This is a genomic window from Variovorax sp. 22077, assembly GCF_052044195.1.
Classification (GTDB): Bacteria; Pseudomonadota; Gammaproteobacteria; order Burkholderiales; family Burkholderiaceae_C; genus Variovorax; species Variovorax atrisoli.
In genome coordinates this window covers 216,575-241,663 of record NZ_JBQEQC010000011.1, presented here as the reverse complement: position 1 = coordinate 241,663, position 25,089 = coordinate 216,575, and the positions used below count along the sequence as shown (strand labels likewise).

Genomic DNA, 25,089 nt, shown 5'->3' with positions numbered 1-25,089 from the left:
CTTCCGGGGGCAACACCTGCGGCCCGGCAAAGCCGGTTCCGCGGTGTTCCACGAAAGGTCAGTGGGGCAGCAAAGGCAGCAGCAACAGCTGCCACGCCAGCCCCAGCAGGGCCGAGGCGAGCACCACCGGGATCACACCGGCCTTGAAGCGCAACAGCGCCACGGCGGCGATCAGCCCGATCGCCGCCGATGCCGCGTCGAAGCCCCCGCCGGCTCCCCTGGGCCACAGCACGTGCCAGGCGAAGAACACCGCCAGGTTGACGATCACGCCCACCACCGCCGCGGTGATGGCCGTGAGCGGCGCGGTGAGCTTCAGGTTGCCGTGCGTCGACTCGATGAAGGGCCCGCCCAGCAGGATGAAGAGGAACGACGGCAGGAAGGTGAAAAAGCACACCACCGTCGCCGCCACGGCCCCTGCCGCGAAGAGCGGGTCACCGCCGGAGAGCGCCTGGTTCCAGCCGCCGACGAAGCCCACGAAGGACACCACCATGATCAGCGGCCCCGGCGTGGTCTCGCCGAGCGCGAGGCCGTCGATCATCTGCGTGGCGCCCAGCCAGCCGTAGTGGTCGACCGCGCCCTGGAACACGTAGGGCAGCACCGCGTAGGCGCCGCCGAAGGTCATGAGCGCAGCCTTGGTGAAGAACCAGCCCATCTGCGTGAGCGTGCCCTGCCAGCCGTACAGGGCGACGAGCGCGCCCATGGCACCCAGCCACAGCACGAGGAACACGCCCAGCACGCGCCAGAAGCGGCCCCAGCCGAAGCGCGCGTGCGCGGGTGTGGGCGTGTCGTCGTCGATGAGCGCCGGGCCGATGGCCGCCGCCCCTGCCGCACCATGCCCGCCGCCGCCCGGCGCGAAGCGCTGCGGCGCCACCCGGCTGCCGAAGTAGCCGATGGCCGCCGCCGCAAGCACGATCAGCGGAAACGGCAGCTGCAGCGCGAAGATCGCCACGAACGCCGCCGCGGCGATCGCCCAGAGCCAGGCGTTCTTCAGCACCCGCGAGCCGATGCGCCAGGCCGCGAACAGCACGATGGCCGTGACCGCCGGCTTCACGCCGTACAGCAGCCCCGCCACCGCCGGCACCTGCCCGTAGGCCATGTAGATCCAGGAGAGCGCGATCAGGATGAAGAGCGAGGGCAGCACGAACAGCACCCCCGCCGCGACGCCGCCCCAGGTGCGGTGCATGAGCCAGCCGATGTAAGTGGCCAGCTGCTGGGCCTCGGGGCCGGGCAGCAGCATGCAGTAGTTGAGGGCGTGGAGAAAGCGCTTCTCCGAGATCCAGCGCCGGCGCTCCACCAGCTCCTGGTGCATCAGCGCGATCTGCCCGGCAGGCCCGCCGAAGCTGATGAAGCCCAGCTTGAGCCAGTAGACGAAGGCCTGCCAGAAGCTGACGGGAGCGGGCCGCTCGACGGGATCTTGGGCAGAGGGCATCGGGCGACTTTCTCGTTGCGCTATTTAAGGAATGCGTCGTAGGCGGTCTTCAGAATCAGCGCGCTCACCACCACGATGAACACCACCCGCACGAAGCCCGCGCCATGCCTGAGCGCAACCCGCGTGCCCAGGACGCTGCCGGCCACGTTGGCCACCGCCATCACCAGCCCGTAGTGCCACCAGACGTGGCCCTTGGCCGCCAGCAGGATCAGCGCGGCAGCGTTGGTCAGGGTGTTGATGATCTTGGCCGAGGCCGAGGCGTTGAGGAAGTCGTAGCCCATCCAGCGCACGAAGAGGAACACCAGGAAGCTGCCCGCGCCCGGGCCGAAGAAGCCGTCATACAGCCCGATCGTGAGCCCGATGGTGCAGGCCGCCAGCGTCTCGGCCCGGCCGGTGAAGCGTGGCGCGTGCATGCGGCCCATGTCCTTGCGCGCCAGCGTGTAGAGCAGCACGCCCAGCAGGATGAGCGGCAGCGCCTTGCGCAGGAAGTCTCCGGGGAACATGGTGACGCCCCAGGCGCCCAGCATCGAGCCGGTGAAACCGAGCAGCGCGGCCGGCCACAGCGCACCCCAGCGCATCTGCACCCGCTGGCTGAACTGGGCCGCGGCGGCGGCCGTGCCCCAGATGGAAGCACTCTTGTTGGTGCCCAGCAGGGTCGCCGGCGGTGCACCCGGGAAGACGGCGAACAGCGCAGGCACCAGGATCAGGCCGCCTCCACCCACGATCGAATCGACAAAACCCGCGAGCGCAGAGGCGCCCGTGACCACCAGCATTTCCATAGGGCCTGGATTGTCTCACCCCGGTGCTATCGAAAAAGTAGCTGCGAAGGCCGATGCCCCAAGCCTCCGCGCAAATAAAAAAGGCGCCGACCAGCGGCGCCTTCAAGGTTGGACAGGCATCTCGTACGGAGCCTTTGAAGAATTTTTATTGTTGCTTGGGGGGTTTGTCTCCTCGGACCCTCGGCACACGAGCAGGGCCCGTTCGCGAGTGCGCAGACTTTAGGGGCACGCACCGCCTCAGTGCATAGGGAATTACCCGCTTTGCCTTACCAATAAAGCCCGATCTGCAAACCAAAGTGTTTCTGATAGTTAACAAAGTGGCACGACTTGTGCACGGGGCGCCTGAGTCCACCACTTGAAGAAGAAAGCGACCATGGCCCTGGCACCACAAGCCTCGATCAACGCGGCAGACACCGCATGGATGATGACCTCGACCGCGCTGGTGCTGCTGATGACGCTGCCCGGCATCGCCCTCTTCTATGCCGGCATGGTGCGCCGCAAGAACGTGCTGGCCACCATGGCGGCGGTGGTGGCGATCGCCGCCGCCGTCTCGCTGACGTGGTTCGCGGTGGGCTATTCGCTCGCCTTCACCGAGGGCTGGCCCTGGCTCGGGGGCGCCGGCCGCCTCTGGTTCTCGGGCTTCGACTACCTGAAGGAGGCCGGCCAGCTGGCTGTGAGCCACGTGGCTCCCAACGTGCCCGAATCGGTCTACGCGATGTTCCAGCTGACCTTCGCGATCATCACCACGGCCCTGGTGCTCGGCGCCTTCGTCGAGCGCATGCGCTTCTCGGCGATCCTGTGGTTCGCGCTGCTGTGGAGCGTGCTGGTGTATGCGCCCATCGCCCACTGGGTGTGGGAGCCGGGCGGCTGGCTCGCGCAGATGGGCGCGCTCGACTTCGCGGGCGGCTCGGTGGTGCACGTCAACGCCGGCATCGCGGGGCTGGTGTGCGCCTACGCCCTCGGCTCGCGCAAGGGCTACGGCCGCGAGGCCTTCGAGCCCTACAACCTGGCCTTCACCATGACCGGCGCGGGCCTGCTGTGGGTGGGCTGGTTCGGCTTCAATGCCGGCTCGGCGGTGGCGGCCGACGGGCGCGCGGGGCTGGCGATGCTGGTCACGCACATCGCGGCGGCTGCCGGCGCCATGAGCTGGATGCTCGGCGAATGGATCGTGCGGCGCAGCCCCTCGCTGCTGGGCCTGTGCTCGGGCCTCGTGGCCGGGCTGGTGGCCATCACGCCCGCGGCCGGCTTCGTCACGCCGCCGGCCGCGCTGGCCATCGGCGCCATCGCGGGGCTGGCCTGCTATTGGGGCGCCACCGGCCTGAAGCACCTGCTGGGGGCGGACGACTCGCTCGACGTGTTCGGCGTGCACGGCATCGGCGGTATCGTGGGGGCGCTGCTGACCGGCGTGTTCGCCGACCCGCGCGTCTCCGGCGCCACCGGCGACGTGCTCACGCAGGCGATCGCGGTTGGCAGCGTGGCCATCTTCAGTGCGACGGGCACGGCCGTGGTGCTGTTCCTGGTGCACGTCATCGTCGGCCTGCGCGTCGATGCCGACAGCGAGCTGCTGGGCCTCGATCTTGCACAGCACAGGGAACATCTCGGGAGCAGTTGACCCACCGACGGAGGAAACAAGCCATGTCGCCATCCATGTCCGAAAGCGAACGCATCGCCCTCGCCGCCCGCCTTCACGTGGCGCTGCGGCGAAAGCACGGCCGCGTGACCGACACCGAATGGATGGCGACCAATGCCGAGTACGCCGCCGAGATCGTGCGCATGACCCGCGCGCACGCGGCCGACACCAAGGACGAGGAGCTCTACCTGCTCGCCACCCGGCTGGAGCAGGCGATGGAGCCGCTGGCGCGCGCCGCGCGCCTGGCGGCACGCCAGCCCGACGGCCAGCCGCCCACACCCCCACCCCGGTACGTCGGCGGCCTGCGCTGATACGCAGCCAGTTCGCGGGACACCGCGGAACCGGCTTTGCCGGGCCGCGGGTGTCGCCCCCGGCGAGGGGGTTGGCGAAGCGACACGAAGTGCGCAGAGCCTGGGGGAGAACTTAGCCTCCGCGGAACCGGCTTTGCCGGGCCGCAGGTGTCGCCCCCCGGCGAGGGGGTTGGCGAAGCGACACGAAGTGCACACAGCCCTGGGGGAGTGCTCAGTCCGCCTGAGCGGCCTTGCGGATCGACTGCAGCGTGCTGCCCGGCGTGATGGCCTCCGGGTCCAGCAGGCAGTGCAGGATCGACGGCTTGCCGCTGGCGCGTGCGCGGGCCAGCGCAGGGCCGAATTCTTCGGTGCTGGCCACGCGCTCGCCGTGGCCGCCGAACACCTCGGCGTAGCCGCGGAAGTCGGGGTTCTTCAGCTGCGTGGCACTGATGCGGCCCGGGTAGTGCCTTTCCTGGTGCATGCGGATGGTGCCGTACATGCCGTTGTCCAGCAGCACCACGATGATCGGCAGGCCGTACTGCACGGCGGTCGCGAATTCCTGGCCGTGCATCATGAAGTCGCCGTCGCCGGCGAACACCACCACCTCGCGCTGCGGCCACAGCCGCTTGGCGCCGACGCCGGCCGGCAGGCCGTAGCCCATCGAGCCGCTGGTGGGCGCGAGCTGGCTGGCATACGCGCGGAACGGCCAGAAGCGGTGCACCCAGGTGGCGAAGTTGCCCGCGCCGTTGCAGAAGATGGTGTCGGCCGGAAGCACCTCGCGCAGGTGCTTCATGAGCTCGCCCATCTGCAGCGGGCCCGGAATGCGGACCAGCGACGGGTCGCTCCAGCGCAGGAAGTCTTCGCGTGCGGCCTTCGTCTCCGCCTGCCAGGCCGGCACCTGTGCGGGGCGCAGCGTGGAAACGGCCTCGGCGAAGGCCTGCGGCGTGGCGTGGATGCCCAGCGCCGGGCGATACAGCCTGCCCAGCTCGTCGGCATCGGCATGCACGTGCACCAGCGCCTGCTTCGGCTGCGGGATGGACAGCAGCTCGTAGCCCTGCGAGGGCACTTCCGACAGACGCCCGCCGACCAGCAGGATCAGGTCGGCATTGCGGATGCGCTCCAGCATCCTGGGGTTGACGCCCAGGCCGAGGTCGCCCGCATAGCAGGGGTGATCGGCCGACATCAGCATCTGCCGGCGGAACGAGCAGTACACGGGCAGCGAGAACGCCGCCGCGAAATCCGCGAACTGGCGCGACGCCTTCTCCGACCAGCGGCTGCCGCCCAGGACGACCACCGGCCGCTGCGCCTGCGACAGCCGCTGCTGCAGCTCGGCGAGCTGCGCCGCGCCGGGATGGGTCTCGGTGACGGCGTACGGCTGCGCGTCGGCCACCGTCGCGGCCTCGGTCAGCATGTCTTCCGGCAGCGCGATCACCACCGGGCCGGGCCGGCCCGAGGTGGCGACATGGAAGGCGCGCGACACCAGCTCGGGCACGCGCGCCGGGTCGTCGATCTGCACCACCCACTTGGCCATGGTGCCGAACACCGCGCCGTAGTCCAGCTCCTGGAAGGCCTCGCGGCCCAGCGCGTCGCGCGCGACCTGGCCGACGAAGAGCAGCAGCGGCGTCGAGTCCTGGTGCGCGATGTGCACCCCGGCCGACGCATTGGTGGCGCCCGGCCCGCGCGTGACGAAGCACACGCCCGGCCTGCCGGTGAGCTTGCCCTGCGCCTCGGCCATCATCGTCGCGCCGCCTTCCTGGCGGCACACGGTCACTTCGATGGAAGCGTCGTGCAGCGCGTCGAGCACGGCGAGAAAGCTTTCGCCGGGCACGCAGAAGAGCTGCTCGACGCCGTGGGTGACGAGCTGGTCGACCAGGATCTGGCCGCCGGTGCGGGGTGTTGAAGTCATGCTGTATCCAATGGTCTGAAGGTGTTCGGTATTGCTCCTTCCCCTTCTGGGGGAAGGCGGGGATGGGGGCAAGCGGCGCCGGACGGACCGGCGGCAATGGATGCGCCGCCTGCCCCCACCCCAACCCGCCCCCGGAAGGGGAGGGAGAAAAGCGGAGTCATTCCAGCGCCTCGCAGGCAGCCTGGATGCGCTCGCAGGCCTCCCGCAGCTGCGCCATCGAGGTCGCATACGAGATGCGGAAATACGGCGCCAGCCCGAACACGCTGCCCGGCACCACCGCAACCTCGAAGTCCTGCAGCAGGTAGCGGCAGAAGTCGCTGTCGCTGCGCAGCAGCATTCCGCCGCGGGTGCGCCGGCCGAGCACGCCGGCGCAGCTCGCGAAGGTGTAGAACGCGCCCTCGGGCACGCGGCAGCGCAGGCCCGGCGCGCGATTCAGCGCGGCGACCACGAAGTCGCGCCGCGCCTGGAAGTCGGCGCAGCGCTCGGCCACGATGTCCTGCGGACCGGTCAGCGCCTCGATGGCGGCTGCCTGGCTGACCGACGAGGGGCATGACGTGGTCTGGCTCTGCACCACGGCCATGGCCGCGATCAGCGCTCGCGGACCGGCGCCGTAGCCCACGCGCCAGCCGGTCATCGCATAGGCCTTGGACACGCCGTTCACCGTCAGCGTGCGTTCGCGCAGGCGCGGCTCCAACGCCGCCGGCGTGGCGAAAGCCAGTCCGTCGTAGAGGATGTGTTCGTAGATGTCGTCCGCCAGCACCCAGACCTGCGGATGGCGCAGCAGCACCTCGCACAGCGGTTTCAGCTGGTCCGCGCTGTAGGCGGCACCGCTCGGGTTCGACGGCGAGTTCAGGAACAGCCAGCGCGTGCGCGGCGTGATGGCCGCCTCGAGCTGCGCGGCATCGAGCCGGAAGCCGTTGGCCTCGGTGCCGGCCACGGGCACCGGCACGCCGCCGCAGATCTGCACGATGTCGGCGTACGAGGTCCAGTACGGCGCGGGCAGGATGACTTCGTCGCCCGGGTCCAGGCTGGCCATCAGCGCGTTGAAGATCACCTGCTTGGCGCCTGCGCTCACGCTGATCTCGTCGAGCGCGAAGTCCAGCGCGTTGTCACGCCTGAACTTGAGCTGCACCGCCGCCTTCATCGCCGGGCTGCCGTCGAGCACGGTGTAGCGCGTGTCGCCTCTGCCGATGGCTTGCACGGCAGCGTCGCGCACGTTCTGCGGCGTGTCGAAGTCGGGCTCACCCGCGCCCAGCACGATCACCGGGCGGCCGGCGCGCTTGAGCGCGTTGGCATGGTCGGTGATGCGCAGGATCTCCGAGACGCCGATGGCGCGCACGCGCCGTGCGGGCTCGAAGACGATGGAAGTGGCGGTAGCGGCGGTCACTTGGCGTAGGCCTCCAGCGGCTTGTCGTTGGGTTCGGCGATGAGCTGCTTCAGCGTCGCGCTCATCGGCAGGTTCAGGCTGGTGTTCTTCGGCGGGATGGCCGCCACGAACCACTTGGTGTAGATCTTCTCGAGCTCGCCGCTCTTCATCATGCGGCGCAGCGAATCGTCCACCGCCGACTTGAAGGCCGGGTCGTCCTTGCGGAAGAGCAGCGCGATCGGCTCCGAGCCCAGCGGCTCGCCCACGATGCGGTAGGCCGAGGGGTTCTTCGAGTTCGCGATGATCCCGGCCAGCAGGTTGTCGTCGAGCACGAAGGCATCGGTGCGGCCCGACTCCATCAGGAGGAAGCTCTCGAGGTGGTCCTTGCCGAGCATGGTGTTGTACGAGACGTTCTGCGTGCGCTCGCGCTTGCGCAGCAACTGCACCGCCGTGGTGCCGGTGGAGGCCGACACGTTGCGGCCCGCGAGCTGGTCGAGGTTGGCGATGCCCGAGTCGACCCTGGTGGCCATGCGCACCTCGCTCACGTAGGTGGTGAGCGCGAAGGCCACCTGCTGCTGGCGCGCGGTATTGTTGGTGGTGGGGCCGCAGCCGATGTCGAGCGTGCCGTTCTGCACCAGCGGGATGGTGTTCTGCGCGGTCACGGCCATGTACTCCAGCTTCGCCTGCGGCGCGATCTCCTTCAGCACGCGCTCGCACAGCTCGACGTGGTAGCCCACGTACTTCTCGCCCGCGCCCAGCATGTAGGCCATGGGCGGCGAGGCCTCGCGCACGCCGAGGACCACCTTGCCGCTGGACTTGATCTTGTCGAGCGTGCCGCCGGTGGCTGCCGCGGTCTGCGCGGTCTGCGCGGTGGCGCCGATCGAAAGCGCGAGCAGGCCGGCTGCTGCAATGGTCCTGAAGGGGATATTCATGTGCTCTGTCTCCTGATGGTTGTTTTTGACGGGAGGCGAAGGCCGTCCTGGCCTCGCACGGCCCTTTCGCGGGACATCGCGGAACCGGCTTTGCCGGGCCGCCGATGTCGCCCCCGGTGAGGGGGTTGGCGTAGCGACACGAAGTGCGCCAAGCCTGGGGAGAGACTCAGTCCCCGATGTCGAAGGTCACGCCCTGCGCGAGCGGCAGCGCGGTCGAGTAGTTGATGGTGTTGGTGGCGCGGCGCATGTACGCCTTCCAGCTGTCGGAGCCCGCCTCGCGGCCGCCGCCGGTCTCCTTCTCGCCGCCGAAGGCACCGCCGATCTCGGCGCCGCTCGGGCCGATGTTGACGTTGGCGATGCCGCAGTCGGAGCCCGAGCTCGACATGAAGCGCTCGGCCTCGCGCATGTTCAGCGTGAAGATCGACGACGACAGGCCCGCGCCCACCGCGTTGTGCTGCTCGATGGCCTCGTCGAGCGAGCTGTAGCGCACCACGTAGAGGATGGGCGCGAAGGTCTCGCGCAGCACCGGGCCCTCGTGCGACTTCAGCTCCACCAGCGCGGGGCGCACGTAGTAGGCGTCGCTCGTGCCGATGCCCTCCACGCGCTGGCCGCCGTGCACCTTGGCGCCGATCTCGCGGCTTTCGGAGAGCGCCTTCTGCATGCCGTCGAAGGCCGCGCGGTCGATCAGCGGACCGACCAGCGTGCCGGCCGCGCGCGGATCGCCCACCTGCACGTTGCCATAGACCTTGGCGAGCTTGGGCACCAGCTGTTCGTACACGCTCTCGTGCACGAACAGGCGGCGCAGCGTGGTGCAGCGCTGGCCGGCCGTGCCCATCGCGGCGAAGGCGATGCCGCGCAGCGCGAGGTCGAGGTCGGCCGAGGGCGTGACGATGGCGGCGTTGTTGCCGCCGAGTTCGAGGATGGCACGTGCGAAGCGCGCGGCCAGCTTCGGGCCCACCTGACGGCCCATGGCGGTCGAGCCGGTGGCCGACAGAACGGGCACGCGGTGGTCGTCCACCAGCACCTCGCCGATGTCGCGCTGGCCCAGCAGCAGGCCCAGCAGGCCTTCGGGCGCGTCGCCGAAGCGTTCGAGGGCGCGCTGCGCGATGGCATGCACGGCCAGCGCGGTCAGCGGCGTCTTCTCGGAGGGCTTCCACACCACCGGGTCGCCGCACACCAGCGCCAGCGCCGCGTTCCACGACCACACGGCCACCGGGAAGTTGAAGGCCGAGATCACGCCGCACACGCCCAGCGGGTGCCAGGTTTCCATCATGCGGTGCTCGGCACGCTCGGTGGCCAGCGTGAGGCCGTAGATCTGGCGCGAGAGTCCGACCGCGAAGTCGCAGATGTCGATCATCTCCTGCACCTCGCCCGCGCCTTCGGACGGAATCTTGCCGGCCTCCAGCGTGACGAGGCGGCCCAGGTCGGTCTTGGCGGCGCGCAGTTCCTCGCCCAGCAGGCGCACCAGCTCGCCGCGGCGCGGCGCCGGCACGTTGCGCCAGGCCTTGAAGGCCTCGTGCGCGCGGCCGATGACTGCCGTGGCCTCGGCCGGCGAGGTCTGCGGCACCTGCGCCACCACCTCGCCGCTGACGGGCGAACGCACCGTCAGCTCGCCGCCGGTGTGGGCCGAGCGGGGCACGCCCAGGCGCTGCAGCAGCTGCGCGACTTCGGTGGCGACGGGAAGGGAGGTTTGGGCTTCGGACATGAGCGCTCCGGGGGACAGATGAAGGGAAAGACGGGAAGGCGGCGAGAGGCCTGATCCGCCCAATATCAGCGAATCGAACCCGATCGCCAAATGAAAATATCGAAGGATCTGGTGCGTTTCAGGAAGGACCTCAGCCTTTTGACGTGCGTCTAGCGCACCAACCTGGCTGCCGCCAGGACCCACAGCGCCACCAGCACCCCATTGCTCGCCGCGAACACGCCCAGCCGGTGCAGCACGTGGTTGTAGGTCAGGTGCACCGCGGTGTGCAGCGCCCGCAGCCCCACGTAGGCCCAGGCCAGCCACACCGCCGCGGGCGTCGGCTGCACCGCCACGTAGAAGAGCAGGCACACCACATAGAACAGCACCGGCAGCTCCAGCAGGTTCATGTAGTTGCGGTTGGGGATGCGCACCGCGTCCGGCACCGCCGCCGACTCGCCCAGCCTGAAGTCGGCCGTCCGGACTTCGCGGCGCAGCAAGGCACGCACGCGCGTGAAGGGGATCAGCAGCAGCACCATGCCGGTGAGGGCCGCGAGGGCGAAGACGGGGTAGAGGATCGAGGGGTTGTTCATGGTCGCCTCCCTGCTCAGTCCGGCCGCGAGGCCTCGGGCAGCGGAATCTTCTGCCCCGCCGGCGAGCTCGCCAGGCTCTGCGCCGGCCGCCTCAGGGTCGCATCGAAGGGATTGATCCTCGGCCCGATCGCCGCCGCCTCGCGTTTCAGCAGCTCGACCACGGTCGGCATGCGGTCGGCGTTGAGCCGGTCGGCGATGGTGCCCACGCTCAGCGCGGCCACCGCGCGGCCTTCGCGGTCGAGGATGGGCACGGCCACGCCGGCCATGCCTTCGAGCAGGCCGGTGTTGCGGCCCGCGTAGCCCGCCTGGCGCACGCGCTCGATCTCGGTGCGCAGGTAGACCTCGTCGTACACGCCGTACTCGCGCACCCGCGAAAGGTTGAAGCGGATCACCTCCTCGCGCTCGGCCTCGGGCAGGAAGGCCAGGATCGCCAGCGCGCCCTGCCCCACGCCCAGCGCGATGCGCCCGCCGATGTCGCCGGTGAAGGAGCGGATGGGAAAGGGCCCTTCGCTCCTGTCGAGGCACACGGCGTCGAAGCCGCTGCGCGCCAGAAGGAAGATGCTGTCGCCGAGGCTCGCGCACAGGCGCAGCAGCACGGGCCGGCAGATGGAGCGCAGGTCGCCGGGATTGCCTGCGCTGGCGGCAAGCGCGAAGAAATCGATGCTCAGGCGGTAGAGCTTGCTGCGCTCGTCCTGCTCGACCATGCCTTCGGCCATGAGCGACTGCAGCAGCCGGTGCGTGGTGGCCTGCGTGAGGCCCACGGAACGCGCGATCTGGGTCACGCGGCCGCCCTCGGCCTGCACCGCGCCGAGTGCGCGGATCACCGAAAAGACGCGCGGCACGCCGCCGCTGGCCGCCGCTGCCGCCCCGGCACCGGCCGGGGTGTTCGCCGAAGAGCTCTCCATACCTTCCTCCTGCGGAATTAGATTCATCGATCGAAGCCATGATATTCCATTGAACGGAATAAATTGAAGAAAGATTCTGATTAATGGAATACCCGAGGCGATCTGGCGCAATCGTTGCAATAGAGTGAATTAAGGACAGCAAGCTGTCCATGGCCCGCACCAAGTCGAAGCAAGGTGCCCGGAGCCATCTTTTCGCCCCCGAAGAAAGGCCCGTTCCATGTCATTCCTGCGGCTCACCGACGTGACCAAGTTCTATGGCGCCACCCGCGCGGTGGCGGACATGAATCTCTCGGTGGAAAAGGGCGAGTTCGTCTCGCTGCTCGGGCCCTCGGGCTGCGGCAAGACGACCACGCTCCAGATGATCGCGGGCTTCGAGGCGGTGAGCGGCGGCCGCATCGAGCTCGCAGGCAAGGACATCACGCACGCCAAGGCCAACACGCGCGGGCTGGGCATCGTGTTCCAGACCTATGCCCTCTTCCCGCACATGACGGTGGCCGACAACGTGAGCTTCGGCCTCGAGATGCGCAAGATGCCGAAGGCCGAGCGCACCGAGCGCGTGAAGCAGGCGCTGGCGCTGGTGCATCTCGAGCAGCACGCCGCGCGCTACCCGCGCGAGCTTTCGGGCGGCCAGCGGCAGCGGGTGGCGCTGGCGCGCGCGCTGGTGATCGAGCCGCCGGTGCTGTTGCTGGACGAGCCGCTGTCCAACCTCGACGCCAAGCTGCGCGAGGAGATGCAGTTCGAGCTGCGCCAGATCCAGCGCAAGGTCGGCACCACCACGGTGATGGTCACGCACGACCAGAGCGAGGCCATGTCGATCAGCGACCGCGTGGTGGTGATGGAAGGCGGCCGCGCCACGCAGATCGACCATCCGCAGCGCGTGTACGAGCATCCGGGCACGCGCTTCATCTCCACCTTCGTCGGCAAGGCCAACCTGCTGGACTGCCGCGTGTCCGGCAGCGGCCCCGGGCGCACCTGCGTGGAGGTGGGCGCGCTCTCGCTCGACGTGGACGACACCGGCTTCGACGTGAACGCGGGCGCGCTGCTGAGCGTGCGGCCCGAGAAGCTGCAGCTGGTGGCGCCGGGCCGGGGCCGCATCGACGGCGAGGTGCTGGAGCGCTTCTTCCTCGGCAGCCAGTGGCTCTATCGCGTGGCGACTTCGGTCGGCGAGCTCATCGTGCTGAGCCCCAACGACGGACGCGAGGCGCTCGCGGAAGGCAGCCGCACCGGCCTCGACTGGCCGGCGCACTGCATGCGGCTGCTGCCGGCCGATGAGAAGGCTGTCGCGGCATGAGCACCTCGAAGAGCAAGGCCACGCCCTGGTGGCTCTCCGGCCCCGCGCTGCTGCTGTTCACGGTGCTGCTGGTGGTGCCGCTGGGGCTCACCGCGGTGCTGTCGTTCAACGCCTACGACCCGGCCACCGGACCGAAGACGGGCGAGTTCACGCTCGCGCACTACGCGCTGGTGTTCTCCGACTCCTACTACCTCGGCATCTTCTGGCGCACCTTCTGGGTCTCGGCGCTGGTCACGCTGATCTGCGTGCTGATCGGCGCACCCGAGGCCTACGTGCTCAGCCGCATGCGCAACCCGTGGCGCTCGGCGCTGCTGCTGGTGGTGCTCGCGCCGCTGCTGGTGTCGGTGGTGGTGCGGGCCTTCGGCTGGAGCATGCTGCTGGGCCCCGAGGGCGCGGTGAACGCGCTGCTGCAGCTCGTGGGCATCGGGCCGGTGAAGATCCTCTACACCAACGCGGCGGTGGTCATCGCGCTGGTCCACGTGATGCTGCCCTTCATGGTGATCCCGGTGTGGACCTCGCTGCAGAAGCTCGACCCCGGCGTGGAGAACGCCGCCCTCTCGCTCAACGCCACGCCCTTCACCACGCTGCGGCGCATCGTGCTGCCGCAGGTGATGCCGGGCATTCTCTCGGGCAGCCTGATCGTCTTCGGGCTGGCGGCGAGTTCCTTCGCCATTCCGGGGCTGCTGGGCGGACGGCGGCTGAAGATGGTCGCGACCATCGTCTACGACGAATACCTCAGCGAGCTCAACTGGCCGCTGGGCGCGGCGGTGGCGCTGGTGCTGCTGGTCGCCAATCTTGCGGTGATGCTCAGCTACAACAGGCTGGTCGAAGGCCGCTACAAGAAAGCGCTGGGATGAACATGACCCCCACGCTCCATCACTTCGTGTATTCGCTGCCTCCCGAGGGGGCGCGTGCCTCCCTTGGGACGGCCCGGCGGGAGGCACCATGAACAGGAACGGTCCCATCGCCCTCGCGTTCAACGCGCTCGTCATCGTCTTCATGCTGGCACCGCTGGTGGTGGTGTGCGTGGTGGCGTTCACGCCCGAGAACACGCTGACCATCCCGACCACGCATTTCTCACTGCGCTGGTTCGAGGCGGTGTTCGCGCACCCCGACTTCATGCAGTCGTTCTGGAACAGCCTGTGGCTCGCGCTGAGCTCGGCCACCATCGCGACGCTGCTCGCGGTGCCGGCCGGCATGGCGATCACGCGCTACGAGTTTCCGGGGCGCGACTTCCTCAACGGCCTGTTCCTCTCGCCGCTGATCGTTCCGCACCTGGTGCTGGGCGTGGCGCTGCTGCGCCTGTTCTCGCTGGTGGGCGGCACGGGCAGCTTCGGCTGGCTGGTGCTGGCACATGCGCTCATCGTCACGCCCTACACGCTGCGGCTGGTGGTGGCGGCGCTGGTGGGCTTCGACCGAAGCGCCGAGCAGGCCGCGCTCTCGCTGGGCGCGAGCCAGGCCACGGTGTTCCGCCGCATCACGCTGCCGATGATCCTGCCGGGCGTGACGGGCGGCTGGATGCTGTCGTTCATCAACAGCTTCGACGAAGTGACGATGTCGATCTTCGTCACCTCGCCGAGCACGGTCACGCTGCCGGTGCGCATGTACATGTACGCGACCGAATCCATCGATCCGCTGATGGCCGCAGTGTCGGCGCTGATGGTGGCGGTGACGGCCTTCGCGATGGTGCTGCTCGACCGCGTGTACGGCCTCGACCGCGTGCTGGTGGGGCGCAGATAGATGAAGACGACCATGACCGCACACGCATTGCTCCACCGCGTGGCCGAGAAGACCGGCCGCGCGACGGTGCCCTTCACGCTCGATGGCCAGCCGGCGAGCGCGCTGGCCGGCGACACCGTGCTGACCGCCGTGCTCACGCAGTGCGGCCAGCTGCGCCGCAACGAGTTCAGCGGCCTGCCGCGCGCGGGCTTCTGCATGATGGGCGCCTGCCAGGACTGCTGGATCTCCACCGACGAAGGCGAGCGCCTTCGCGCCTGCTCGACCTTCATCGCGCCGGGCATGGCGCTGGTCACCGGAAGGGACGGCGCATGATCGCCACACCGACAGCGACGTCGACACCGACAGGCGAAGTCCGCCCCGTGATCGTCGGCGCAGGCCCGGCCGGCGTGCGCGCCGCGCAGACGCTGGTGGCGCACGGCCTGAAGCCGGCGGTGATCGACGAGGCCTCGCGCGCGGGCGGCCAGATCTACCGCCGCCCTCCTCCCGGCCTGGCCGCGCGCGACAAGCAGACGCTCTACGGCTTCGAGTCGAAGCGCGCCGACGCGGTGCACACGGCCTTCGACGCGCTGCAGGGCCGCATCGAACACCATGCCGACAGCCTCGCGTGGAACGCGCAGGACCAGGTGCTCGACGTGATGCACAACCCCACGCGCAGCAACCGCCGCGTGCCCTACAGCCACCTGATCGTCGCGACCGGCGCCACCGACCGCGTGCTGCCGCTGCCGGGCTGGACGCTGCCCGGCGTCTACACGCTGGGCGGTGCGCAGGTCGCGCTCAAGTACCAGGGTTGCGCCATCGGGCGCCGGGTGGTGTTCATGGGCACGGGGCCGCTGCTCTACCTGGTGGCTTATCAATATGCCAAGGCCGGCGTGGACGTGGCCGCAGTGCTCGACACGGCGCGCCTCGCCGACCAGATCGCCGCCGCGCCCGCGATGCTGGCGCAGCCGGCCGTGCTCGCCAAGGGCATGTACTACGTGGGCTGGCTGCGCGCGCACGGCGTTGCGCTGCATGGCGGCGTGCGTCCGCTGCGCGTGCTCGGCGACGAGGCTCAGGCCCGCGTCACCGGCGTGGCCTGGCTCGACGGCGAGACGCAGCGCACGATCGACTGCGATGCGGTGGGCTTCGGCTACGCGCTGCGCTCCGAGACGCAGCTCGCCGACCTTCTCGGCTGCCGCTTCGACTACGCGCCGCTGCACCGCGCGCACCTGCCGGTGCGCGACGCGGCGGGACGCTCCAGCGTACGGGGCGTGTACCTCGCGGGCGACGGCGCCGGCATCATGGGCGCGGACGCGGCCGAATGGGCGGGCGAGCGCGCGGCGCTGGCGCTGCTGCAGGACGCGGGCATCGCCTTCGACACCGCGCGTGCATCGGAACTCGAACGCAGGCTCGACAGGCTCGCCGGCTTCCGCCGCGGCCTCGAGCGCGCCTTTCCCGTACCGCAGGACTGGGCCGGGAACGCGAGCGACGACCTCGTGATCTGCCGCTGCGAGAACGTCACCGCCGGCACGCTGCGCCAGACCATCGCCAGCACCGGCGCCGACGAGATGAACCGCCTGAAGGCCCTGTCGCGCGTCGGCATGGGCCGCTGCCAGGGGCGGATGTGCGGCGCTGCGGCCGCCGAGATCCTCGCGCACGCGACGCGGCAGCCGCTGCAGCAGGTGGGCCGGCTGCGCGGGCAGGCGCCGATCAAGCCGATCCCGATCCGGCTCGTGCCGGCCGATGGGAGCGGCGCATGAGCTCGATCAGGAAGCTTCGCACCGACGTCGCCATCGTCGGCGGCGGCATCGTCGGCTCCTCCGCCGCGCTGGCCCTGCGCCGCATGGGCGTCGGCGTGGTGCTGCTGGAGCGCGATCTCTGCGGCTCGCGTTCCAGCGGCGTGAACTACGGTGGCGTGCGCCGCCAGGGCCGGCCGGTGAGCCAGCTGCCGCTGGCGCAGCGCGCGCACCGCATCTGGGGCAACCTGGCCGGGCTGCTTGGCACCGACGGCGAATACATCCGCTCGGGCCACTTCAAGATCGCGCGCAGCGAATCGGACATGGCCTCGCTCGAACGCTACCGCGCGCTGAGCAGCGACTTCGACCTGGGCCTGGAGCTGATCTCCGGCGCGCGCCTGCGCGAGCAATGCCCTTGGCTCGGCATGCGCGCAGTGGGCGGCTCGCTCTGCGCGGAAGACGGGCAGGCCAATCCGCGCCTGGTGTCGCCGGCCTTCGCGCTCGCGGCGCAGCGTGCCGGAGCGCAGGTCTTCGAGCGCCACAAGGTCGACGAGGTCGCGCACGACGGCGCGATGTTCATGGTGCGCAGCGGCAATGCGCTCGAGGTGCAGGCGCCGGTGCTGCTGAACTGCGCGGGCGCGTGGGCCGGCGCCATCGCCAGCCAGTTCGGCGAGACGCCGCCGATGTACGCCCGCAGCCCGCTGATGGCTGTGACCGAGCCGGTGCCGCATTTCATGAAATGGAGCCTGGGCGTGGAAGGCGGCGGCATCTACTGCCGGCAGGTCGAGCGCGGCAACGTGGTGCTGGGCGGCGGCACGGGCATCACGCTCGACGCCGAACGCTCCCGCGCCGAGCGCGAGGGCATCGCCGCGCTGGCGGTGCAGGCCATCGAGCTGCTGCCCGCGCTGCGCCACGCACACATCATCCGCACCTGGGGCGGCACCGAGGGCTACCTGCCCGACCGCGAACCGGTGCTGGGCCCGAGCCGCACCACGCCGGGCCTCTTCCACGGCTTCGGCTTCGCTGGCGCGGGCTTCCAGATCGGCCCGGCCGCCGGCGAGGTGCTGGCCGAGCTCGCACGCGACGGCCGCACCGACACGCCCATCGACGCCTTCGCCATCGAGCGCTTCGACGGCGCCGACGAATCACTCACCGCATCCCCCACCTGAACCTGAATGGAGAGCATCGCCATGTCCCAGAAGTCCTCGATCAGAACCCTTCCGCTGCTGGCCGCGCTGCTCGCGGCCGCCGGCATCGCCGGTGCGCAGACCAAGACCCTCTACATCGGCATGAACGGCGGCACGATGGAGAAGGCGTACACGCAGTACGTCTTCCCGGCCTTCGAGAAGGCCTACGGCGCGAAGGTGGTGGTGGTGCCGGGCACCTCGTCCGACATCCTCGCCAAGGCGCAGGCCAACAAGGACAAGCCGCAGATGCACGTGATGTTCCTCGACGACGGCGTGATGGTGCGCGCCATCGGCATGGGCCTGTGCCAGAAGCAGAAGCCCAGCCAGTCGCTCGGAGAGATCTACCCGGCCGCGCGCTTCAAGGACGACATGGCCAGCGGCGTGAGCCTGGGCATGACGGGCCTGGCCTACAACGCGAAGATGTTCAAGGAGAAGGGCTGGGCGCCGCCCACCTCGTGGATGGACCTGGCCGACCCGAAGTACAAGGGCAAGGTGGTGTTCCAGTCGGTGTCGTCGTCCTCCTTCGGGCTGCACGGCTTCCTGATGTTCAACCGCATCCAGGGCGGCAACGACAAGAACGTGGAGCCCGGCTTCAAGGCCTGGCCCACCACCATCGGGCCGAACGTGCTGGAGTACATCCCGAGCTCGGCCAAGCTCTCTGAGATGGTGCAGACCGGCGAGGCGGCGATCTTCCCGCTCACGCCCACGGCCGTGGCCGCGATGAAGAGCAAGGGCATCCCGGTCGAGTACGCACCGCCCAAGGAAGGCGCGGTGGTGCTCATGGTCGGCCAGTGCGTGATCGCCAACAACACCGAGCCCGAGCTCTCGCAGAAGCTCGCCGAGTTCCTGCTGAGCCCGCTGGCGCAGGCCAACGTGCTGCAGTACGGCGCGCAGATCCCGACCAACCCGAAGGCGCCGGTGGTGGGCGACGGCGTGGCGCAGGTGGCCGACATCAACAAGTGGATGAAGACCGCGGTGACCATCGACTGGGAAAGCATCAACGCGAACCGCCCTGCATGGAACGCGCGCTGGAACAAGACCATCGAGAAATAAGGCTCGCCCCCAGGCTGCGCGCACTTCGTGTCGCTGCGCCAACCCCCGACCGGGGGCAACACCGCAGGCCCGGCGGAGCCGGTTCCTCGGTGTTTCCGGCATCAGACCGAAGTCGGACCTCCGCTACGGCCTGGGAGCCTTGCGCAGCAGCACCGGCATGCACAGCAGGTAGACCACCGCGCCCGCCAGCCACGCGATGCCGGGAAAGCGCAGGCGGAAGGCGAAGTAGAGCTGGCTGATGAGCAGCGGTCCGAACACCGAGGCCAGGCTCGACAGGCTCGCGAGCACGCCCTGAAGCCGCCCCTGCTCGGCCTCGCCCACGCGGGCCGAGAGCATCGACTGCAGCGCGGGCGCGCCGATGCCGCCCGTGCAAAGCAGCGGCAGCAGCGCGAGCGCCATCCAGCCCTGCGTGGCGAAGGCCAGCAGCGCATAGGCGGTGCAGTCGGCCGCGGTGCCGATGGCGATGGCCGCGCGCTCGCCCCAGCGCTCGACCAGCGGCCCCGCCACGAAGCCCTGCATCAGCGCCTGGATCAGGCCGAAGACCGCGAGCGAGACGCCGACCATGGTGCCGTTCCACGCGAACTTGTCTTCGCCGTAGAGCACCCAGGTCGTGCCGGCGACCTCGCCCACCAGCATCAGCACCGTGAACACGCCGAGGATGGGCAGCAGCGCGGGAAAGCTCTTCGCCCAGCGCAGCGGCGCGAGCGGATGCAGCACGCCTCGGTCGAAGGGCTGCGTGGCGAGCTTCGCGGGGCGCGACTCGCGCAGCAGCAGCAGGGCCGCGAGGAAGGTAAGTCCGTTGAGCACGGCGGCGGCGATGAACGGCAGCCGCACGCCGTGGTCGCCGAGCACGCCGCCGAGCGCCGGCCCTGCGATGAAGCCGATGCCGAAGCACGCGCCCATGCGGCCGAACCAGCGCGCGCGCTGGTTCTCGGGCGTGAGGTCGGCGATGGCTGCCGAGGCCACCGCCATGTTCGCGCCCGTCATGCCGGCGATCGCGCGGCCCACGAACAGCATCCACAGCGAGGGCGCGAAGGCCATGAAGAGCGCGTCGACGGCCGCGCCCGCCACCGAGACCAGCAGCACCGGACGGCGGCCGAAGCGGTCGCTGAGCGCACCGAGCACCGGCGCGCAGAGGAACTGCATCAGCGCGTAGAGCGAGAGGAATGCGCCGAAGCGCCAGCCGAGGTCGCCCGTGTGGCCGACTTCGCGCAGCAGGCTGGGCACGATCGGCATGACCAGGCTGATGCCGATCGCGTCGAGCGTGACGATCGCGAGGATCACGGCCTGCGCATGGCGACCGCTCGCGAGGGGGTTTGGAAATGCGTCTGAATTTATCATCGATAAGGGATTATCAGCGATAAATTCCTGGGCGTGAAGTACCCTCCCCGATCGACATCGGCACACACACGCACGCACGCGCGCACATCGGAAGAATGAAACTGGACCGCGAAGTGATCCTCGAGACAGCCCTCACGCTGCTCGACGAGGTGGGAATGGACAAGCTCAGCACGCGGCTCCTGGCCGAGCGGCTCGGCGTGCAGCAGCCTGCGCTGTACTGGCACTTCAAGAACAAGCGTGCGCTGCTCGATGCGATGAACGGCGAGATCCTGCGCCGCACCCACGAGCGCAAGCTGCCGGAGCCCGGCGAGACCTGGGACGCCTTCCTGCGCGAGAACGCACGCAGCTTCCGCCGTGCGCTGCTGGCGCGGCGCGACGGCGCGCGGCTGCATGCGGGCTCGGAGCCCGATCCGGCCGACCTCGACATGGTCGAGGCGCAGCTCGCCTCCGTGGTCCGCCTGGGCCTGCCCGCGCCGCAGGCGATGACGCTGCTGATCGCCCTGGGCCGCTACACCGTGGGCTGCGTGCTGGAACAGCAGGCGACGCCGCCCGACGCGGCCGAGCAGCAGCAGGCGCTCGACGCCGCCGCGGCCTCGCGCCCGCTGCTGGCCGAGGCCTTCGCCAACTACCGCAAGGCCGGGCACGACGCGCTGTTCGAGATCGGCGTCGACCTCATGCTGGAAGGCGCGAAGGCGCGCATGGCGGGCAATGCCCCGGCCGCGCGCCGCCGCGCGATGGCGGACAAGCCGCCCGCAGCACCGCGTCGCTGAAGCCGCTCAGCGGTTGTCCTCGACGATCCAGCCGGCGGCCTTCTCGGCCATCATGAGCGTCGGGCTGTTGGTGTTGCCGCTGGTGATGGTGGGCATCGCGCCCGCATCCACCACGCGCAGGCCCTGCACGCCGCGCACGCGCAGGCGCGAATCGAGCGCCGCCGCCGGGTCGTTGTCGGCGCCCATCTTGGTGGTGCCCACCGGATGGAAGATGGTGGTGGCGATGTCGCCGGCCAGGCGCGCCAGGTCCTCGTCGGTCTGGTACTGCACGCCGGGTTTCCATTCCTCGGGCTTGTACTTGGCGAGCGCGGGCTGCTGCGCGATGCGGCGCGTGACGCGCAGCGACTCGGCCGCCACCTTGCGGTCTTCGTCGGTGCTCAGGTAGTTGGGCGCGATGGCCGGGGCGTCCTCGAAGCGGTTGCTGCGGATGCGCACCGAGCCCCGGCTCGTCGGGTTGAGGTTGCACACGCTCGCGGTGAAGGCCGGAAAGCTGTGCAGCGGATCGCCGAAGGCGTCGAGCGACAGCGGCTGAACGTGGTACTGCAGGTTGGGCCACTCGCGATCGGGCGAGCTGCGCGTGAAGGCGCCGAGCTGCGACGGCGCCATGCTCATCGGGCCGCTGCGCTTGAGCACGTATTCGAGGCCGATCTTGGCCTTGCCGATCATCGACGAGGCCATCACGTTGAGCGTGGGTGCGCCCGCGATCTTGTAGACGGCGCGGATCTGCAGATGGTCCTGCAGGTTGGCGCCCACGCCGGGCGCGTCGAGCACCACGTCGATGCCGTGCTGCCTCAGCAGCTCGGAAGGGCCCACGCCCGAGAGCTGCAGGATCTGCGGCGAGCCGATGGCGCCGGCGCTCAGCACCACCTCGCGCGTGGCGCGCACCGTGACCTTCTCGCTGCCGTTCCACACCTCGGCGCCGGTGCACCGGCGCTTGCCGTCGGGCTGCGTCTCGAAGAGCAGGCGCGAGACCTGCGCGCCGGTCCAGAGCTCGAAGTTGGGCCTGCCGTAGCAGGTCGGGCGCAGGAAGGCCTTGGCGGTGTTCCAGCGCCAGCCGTTCTTCTGGTTGACCTGGAAGTAGCCCACGCCCTCGTTGTTGCCGCGGTTGAAGTCGGTGGAGTGCGGCACGCCGGCCTGCTCCGCGGCCGCGGCGAAGGCGTCGAGGATGTCCCAGCGCAGGCGCTGCTTCTCTACGCGCCACTCGCCCCCCGCGCCATGCATCTCGTCGGCGCCCAGGTAATGGTCTTCGTGCTTCTTGAAGGCCGGCAGCACGTTCTGCCAGCGCCAGCCGTCGTCGCCGGTGAGGTCGGCCCAGTGCTCGTAGTCGCGCGACTGGCCGCGCATGTAGATCATGCCGTTGATGCTGGAGCAGCCGCCCAGCGTCTTGCCGCGCGGATAGCGCAGCACCCGGCCGTTGAGGCCCGCGTCGGGCTCGGTGCTGTAGAGCCAGTCGGTGCGCGGGTTGCCGATGCAGTAGAGATAGCCGACCGGGATGTGGATCCAGTGGTAGTCGTCCTTGCGGCCCGCCTCGATGAGCAGCACGCGCCGGTTCTTGTCGGCGCTCAGGCGGTTCGCCATGAGCGAGCCGGCGGTGCCGGCGCCGATGACGACATAGTCGAAGGTGGTCTCGCTCAAGTGGTTGTCTCCTTCTGCTCGTTCTTGTCTGCATACGGCGCCCAGTGCACCGTTGCCAGTTATCCGTCAGTACCAGTGCTCCCGCGGAACCGGCTCCGCCGGCCCGCCGGGAGCGCCCCCTCGAGGGGGGATGCGAGCGACACGAAGTGCGCGAGAGTCGGGGGTGGACTTATTTTGCAGTGGGCATGACGAACTCGGCGCCCTTGCCGATGCTCTCGGGCCAGCGCTGCATCACCGACTTCTGCTTCGTGTAGAAGCGCACGCCCTCTTCGCCGTAGGCGTGCATGTCGCCGAAGAGCGAACGCTTCCAGCCGCCGAAGCCGTGCCAGGCCATGGGCACCGGGATCGGCACGTTGATGCCGACCATGCCCACCTGGATGCGGCGGCTGAACTCGCGCGCCACGTTGCCGTCGCGGGTGAAGCAGCTCACGCCGTTGCCGAACTCGTGGGCGTTGACGAGGTCGATCGCGTCCTTGAAGTTGGCCACGCGCACGCAGCTCAGCACCGGGCCGAAGATCTCTTCCTTGTAGATGCGCATCTCGGGCGTGACGTTGTCGAACAGCGTGCCGCCCATCCAGAAGCCGTCGCCGCAGCCTTCGCCGGCGGTGTTGCCGTCGAACTTGCGGCCATCGACCAAGAGCTTCGCGCCTTCCTTCTCGCCCAGGTCGATGTAGCCGGTGATGCGCTCGTGCGCGGCGCGGGTGACGATCGGGCCCATCTCGGCCGCGAGGTTCTCGCCGTTGAGCACCTTCAGCGTCTTCGTGCGCTCGACGAGCTTGGGAATGATCTTGTCGGCCACGTCGCCCACCAGCACCGCCACGCTGATGGCCATGCAGCGCTCGCCGGCCGAGCCGTAGCCCGAGCCGATCAGTGCATCCACGGTCTGGTCGATGTCGGCGTCGGGCATCACCACCATGTGGTTCTTCGCGCCGCCCAGGGCCTGCACGCGCTTGCCGTGGCGGGCGCCGGTCTCGTAGATGTAGTTGGCGATGGGCGTGGAGCCGACGAAGCTGATGGCCTTGACGTCGGGGTGCTCCAGCAGCGCGTCGACCGCCGCCTTGTCGCCCTGCACCACGTTGAACACGCCGTCGGGCAGGCCGGCTTCCTTCAGCAGCTCGGCGATGCGCAGCGCGGGCGTCGGGTCGGTCGGGCTGGGCTTGAGCACGAAGGTGTTGCCCGCGGCGATGGCCACCGGGAACATCCACATCGGCACCATCACCGGGAAGTTGAAGGGCGTGATGCCGGCGACCACGCCCAGGGGCTGCCGCAGCGTCCAGTTGTCGATGCCGGTGCTGACCTGGTCGGTGTAGTCGCCCTTGAGCAGCTGCGGAATGCCGCAGGCGAATTCGACGATGTCGATGCCGCGGCTGACTTCGCCCTGCGCGTCGGTGAAGACCTTGCCGTGCTCGGCGGTGATCATGTGGGCGAGTTCGTCCTTGTGCTCGTTGAGCAGTTGCAGGAACTTGAACATCACGCGCGCACGGCGGATCGGCGGCGTGTCGGCCCAGGCCGGGAAGGCGGCCTGCGCGGCGGCGACGGCGGCGCCGACCTGGTCTGCATCGGCCAGGCCGACCTTGCCGGTGACGGCGCCGGTGGCGGGGTTGGTCACGTCCTGCGTGCGGCCGGAGGTGTTGGCGGCGAGCTTGCCGGCGATGAAGTGGTCGATGGAGGTAGGCATGGGGAGAACCCTGATGGAGGCTGTGTCCGGAGGAAGAATGCGGCCAGTTTAGGCAGCGCGTTGTTCCTCGCCTAGTCACGATGCTTGAACTTATTGTTCGCAATGGCGAACAATGTAGGCATGAAACCCCAAAATATCGAGTCGCTCTGGACCCACCTGCACTGGCTCACCGTGCTGGCGCAGCAGGGCAGCTTCACCGCCGCCGCGCTGCGCCTGGGCGTGAGCAAGGCGGCCATGAGCCAGCGCATCGCCGAGCTCGAGCGCGCGGCCGGCGCGCCATTGGTGCAGCGCACCACGCGCAGCGTGCGGCTCACCGAGGCCGGCCAGCGGCTGGTGGACGACATGCGCGGCCCCTTCGAGCAGATCGCCCACAGCTTCGCCGGCGTGCGCGACCTCGCGGGCGTGCCGCGCGGGCTGGTGCGGGTGACGGCGCCGGTGGCCTTCGCGCGCCAGCAGCTGGTGCCCAGGCTGGCCGATTTCCTGCGCGCGCAGCCCGAGGTGCGCATCGAGCTCGACCTGTCCGACCGGCTCAGCTCGCTCGCGATGGAGGGCTTCGACCTCGCCATCCGCCACACCGCCGCCCCGCCCGACACGCACGTGGCCTGGACGCTGTGCGAGACCCGCTCGGTGCTGGTGGCCAGCCGCGCCTACCTGCGCCGCCGCGGCACGCCGCGCGAGCCCCAGGCCCTGGCCGGCCACGACTGCCTGCACTACCCGCGCGCGCAGGAAACGCCGACCTGGCACTTCGAGACCAGGTCTTCGGCGCCGCGCATCACGGTGCCGGTCTCGGGTCCGCTGGTGGCCAACAACAGCGAGGCGCTGCGCGACGCGGCGCTCAGCGGCCTGGGCATCGCACTGGTGCCCGACTTCAGCGCGCAGTCGGCGCTGCAGTCGGGCAAGCTGCAGCAGGTGCTGCCGCAGTGGCGCTCGGTGGGCGCCTTCGGCGAGCGCCTGTACGCCATACGGCCCTACGCCACGCACGTGCCTCAGGCGGTGACGGCCTTCGTGGCCTGGCTGCGCGAAGCCCTGTCCGATGGCTTCGCACCCTGAAGGAAACATGAATAAACGGCGTGGTGCCCTACGCGAACGAAGGGTCTGGCGTACCTTGACCTCGGATGCACGCGGTTACGATGCGCGCACCCGGCCCGGGTTTTGTTAACTTTTCCGCTCA

General features: G+C 69.6%; 22 protein-coding genes. 11 read left to right on the top strand and 11 right to left on the bottom strand.

Annotated elements, in window-relative coordinates; all coding sequences use genetic code 11:
* Window positions 1-58: 58 nt before the first annotated feature.
* Both chrA and ACTJLF_RS18080 read right to left on the bottom strand, forming a co-directional pair.
* Window positions 59-1,429 carry a chromate efflux transporter gene (gene chrA / locus ACTJLF_RS18085; protein ID WP_440883627.1) on the bottom strand — a complete coding sequence of 457 codons (1,371 nt, stop codon included), beginning with the start codon at window positions 1,427-1,429 and terminating at the stop codon, window positions 59-61.
* A gap of 20 nt (window positions 1,430-1,449) precedes the next feature.
* Window positions 1,450-2,208, bottom strand: coding sequence for a sulfite exporter TauE/SafE family protein (locus tag ACTJLF_RS18080; protein WP_132751925.1), 759 nt, complete (start codon window positions 2,206-2,208; stop codon window positions 1,450-1,452).
* Between the two features lie 373 nt (window positions 2,209-2,581).
* Between ACTJLF_RS18080 and ACTJLF_RS18075 the strand changes: the two genes are divergently transcribed.
* On the top strand, window positions 2,582-3,820 hold the full coding sequence (locus ACTJLF_RS18075; RefSeq protein ID WP_132751924.1) for an ammonium transporter: 1,239 nt from the start codon (window positions 2,582-2,584) through the stop codon (window positions 3,818-3,820).
* 23 nt (window positions 3,821-3,843) lie between these two features.
* A complete protein-coding gene (locus ACTJLF_RS18070) occupies window positions 3,844-4,149 on the top strand; it encodes a hypothetical protein (protein WP_019655447.1) in 306 nt (101 codons plus the stop codon).
* A 211-nt stretch (window positions 4,150-4,360) separates the two neighbouring features.
* Here the strand turns inward: ACTJLF_RS18070 and ACTJLF_RS18065 are convergent, their stop codons facing one another.
* The 6 genes from ACTJLF_RS18065 to ACTJLF_RS18040 form a co-directional block, all read right to left on the bottom strand.
* Window positions 4,361-6,034 carry a thiamine pyrophosphate-binding protein gene (locus ACTJLF_RS18065; RefSeq protein ID WP_440883626.1) on the bottom strand — a complete coding sequence of 558 codons (1,674 nt, stop codon included), beginning with the start codon at window positions 6,032-6,034 and terminating at the stop codon, window positions 4,361-4,363.
* Between the two features lie 157 nt (window positions 6,035-6,191).
* Window positions 6,192-7,421: a pyridoxal phosphate-dependent aminotransferase gene (locus ACTJLF_RS18060; RefSeq protein WP_440883625.1), complete on the bottom strand. Its 1,230-nt coding sequence runs from the start codon at window positions 7,419-7,421 to the stop codon at window positions 6,192-6,194.
* Complete coding sequence (locus ACTJLF_RS18055) at window positions 7,418-8,332, bottom strand: amino acid ABC transporter substrate-binding protein (protein WP_126184094.1); 915 nt, start codon at window positions 8,330-8,332, stop codon at window positions 7,418-7,420. Before ACTJLF_RS18055 ends, ACTJLF_RS18060 begins: the two co-directional genes overlap by 4 nt.
* Before the next feature lie 166 nt (window positions 8,333-8,498).
* The gene (amaB, locus tag ACTJLF_RS18050) at window positions 8,499-10,037 is read right to left on the bottom strand and encodes an L-piperidine-6-carboxylate dehydrogenase (protein WP_126184095.1); all 1,539 of its coding nucleotides are present in this window, start codon (window positions 10,035-10,037) and stop codon (window positions 8,499-8,501) included.
* 149 nt (window positions 10,038-10,186) lie between these two features.
* Window positions 10,187-10,606, bottom strand: a complete 420-nt coding sequence (locus ACTJLF_RS18045; protein ID WP_132800089.1) for an MAPEG family protein — start codon at window positions 10,604-10,606, stop codon at window positions 10,187-10,189.
* 14 nt (window positions 10,607-10,620) lie between these two features.
* Entirely contained in the window at window positions 10,621-11,511 is an 891-nt protein-coding gene (locus ACTJLF_RS18040) for an IclR family transcriptional regulator (RefSeq protein ID WP_019655441.1), read from the bottom strand.
* Window positions 11,512-11,728: 217 nt separating this feature from the next.
* On the opposite strand from ACTJLF_RS18040, the gene ACTJLF_RS18035 reads away from it, so the two are divergent.
* From ACTJLF_RS18035 to ACTJLF_RS18005, 7 genes are all read left to right on the top strand, one after another.
* The gene (locus ACTJLF_RS18035; RefSeq protein WP_132800094.1) at window positions 11,729-12,802 is read left to right on the top strand and encodes an ABC transporter ATP-binding protein; all 1,074 of its coding nucleotides are present in this window, start codon (window positions 11,729-11,731) and stop codon (window positions 12,800-12,802) included.
* A complete protein-coding gene (locus tag ACTJLF_RS18030; protein WP_019655439.1) occupies window positions 12,799-13,659 on the top strand; it encodes an ABC transporter permease in 861 nt (286 codons plus the stop codon). Before ACTJLF_RS18035 ends, ACTJLF_RS18030 begins: the two co-directional genes overlap by 4 nt.
* An 88-nt stretch (window positions 13,660-13,747) precedes the next feature.
* Window positions 13,748-14,542 carry an ABC transporter permease gene (locus ACTJLF_RS18025; protein ID WP_440883624.1) on the top strand — a complete coding sequence of 265 codons (795 nt, stop codon included), beginning with the start codon at window positions 13,748-13,750 and terminating at the stop codon, window positions 14,540-14,542.
* Window positions 14,543-14,554: 12 nt separating this feature from the next.
* Window positions 14,555-14,854 (top strand): (2Fe-2S)-binding protein, encoded by a 300-nt coding sequence (locus ACTJLF_RS18020; RefSeq protein ID WP_020723150.1) that lies wholly within the window; start codon window positions 14,555-14,557, stop codon window positions 14,852-14,854.
* Window positions 14,851-16,278: an FAD-dependent oxidoreductase gene (locus ACTJLF_RS18015; protein ID WP_440883623.1), complete on the top strand. Its 1,428-nt coding sequence runs from the start codon at window positions 14,851-14,853 to the stop codon at window positions 16,276-16,278. The genes ACTJLF_RS18020 and ACTJLF_RS18015 overlap by 4 nt, the downstream gene beginning before the upstream one ends.
* Window positions 16,275-17,423 carry an NAD(P)/FAD-dependent oxidoreductase gene (locus ACTJLF_RS18010; protein ID WP_126184100.1) on the top strand — a complete coding sequence of 383 codons (1,149 nt, stop codon included), beginning with the start codon at window positions 16,275-16,277 and terminating at the stop codon, window positions 17,421-17,423. The genes ACTJLF_RS18015 and ACTJLF_RS18010 overlap by 4 nt, the downstream gene beginning before the upstream one ends.
* Window positions 17,424-17,444: 21 nt before the next feature.
* A complete protein-coding gene (locus ACTJLF_RS18005; protein ID WP_126184101.1) occupies window positions 17,445-18,494 on the top strand; it encodes an ABC transporter substrate-binding protein in 1,050 nt (349 codons plus the stop codon).
* Between the two features lie 123 nt (window positions 18,495-18,617).
* Here ACTJLF_RS18005 and tet read toward each other — a convergent pair whose 3' ends face one another.
* On the bottom strand, window positions 18,618-19,835 hold the full coding sequence (gene tet, locus ACTJLF_RS18000) for a Tet(A)/Tet(B)/Tet(C) family tetracycline efflux MFS transporter (protein ID WP_354425984.1): 1,218 nt from the start codon (window positions 19,833-19,835) through the stop codon (window positions 18,618-18,620).
* Between the two features lie 95 nt (window positions 19,836-19,930).
* Between tet and tetR the strand changes: the two genes are divergently transcribed.
* Entirely contained in the window at window positions 19,931-20,605 is a 675-nt protein-coding gene (gene tetR / locus ACTJLF_RS17995) for a tetracycline resistance transcriptional repressor TetR (RefSeq protein WP_440883622.1), read from the top strand.
* A 6-nt stretch (window positions 20,606-20,611) separates the two neighbouring features.
* Here tetR and ACTJLF_RS17990 read toward each other — a convergent pair whose 3' ends face one another.
* Both ACTJLF_RS17990 and ACTJLF_RS17985 read right to left on the bottom strand, forming a co-directional pair.
* Window positions 20,612-22,240, bottom strand: a complete 1,629-nt coding sequence (locus ACTJLF_RS17990; RefSeq protein ID WP_440883621.1) for a GMC family oxidoreductase — start codon at window positions 22,238-22,240, stop codon at window positions 20,612-20,614.
* Window positions 22,241-22,409: 169 nt separating this feature from the next.
* On the bottom strand, window positions 22,410-23,918 hold the full coding sequence (locus ACTJLF_RS17985; RefSeq protein WP_132800112.1) for a CoA-acylating methylmalonate-semialdehyde dehydrogenase: 1,509 nt from the start codon (window positions 23,916-23,918) through the stop codon (window positions 22,410-22,412).
* Window positions 23,919-24,038: 120 nt separating this feature from the next.
* Between ACTJLF_RS17985 and ACTJLF_RS17980 the strand changes: the two genes are divergently transcribed.
* Window positions 24,039-24,968: a LysR family transcriptional regulator gene (locus ACTJLF_RS17980; RefSeq protein ID WP_026346472.1), complete on the top strand. Its 930-nt coding sequence runs from the start codon at window positions 24,039-24,041 to the stop codon at window positions 24,966-24,968.
* Window positions 24,969-25,089: the final 121 nt, after the last annotated feature.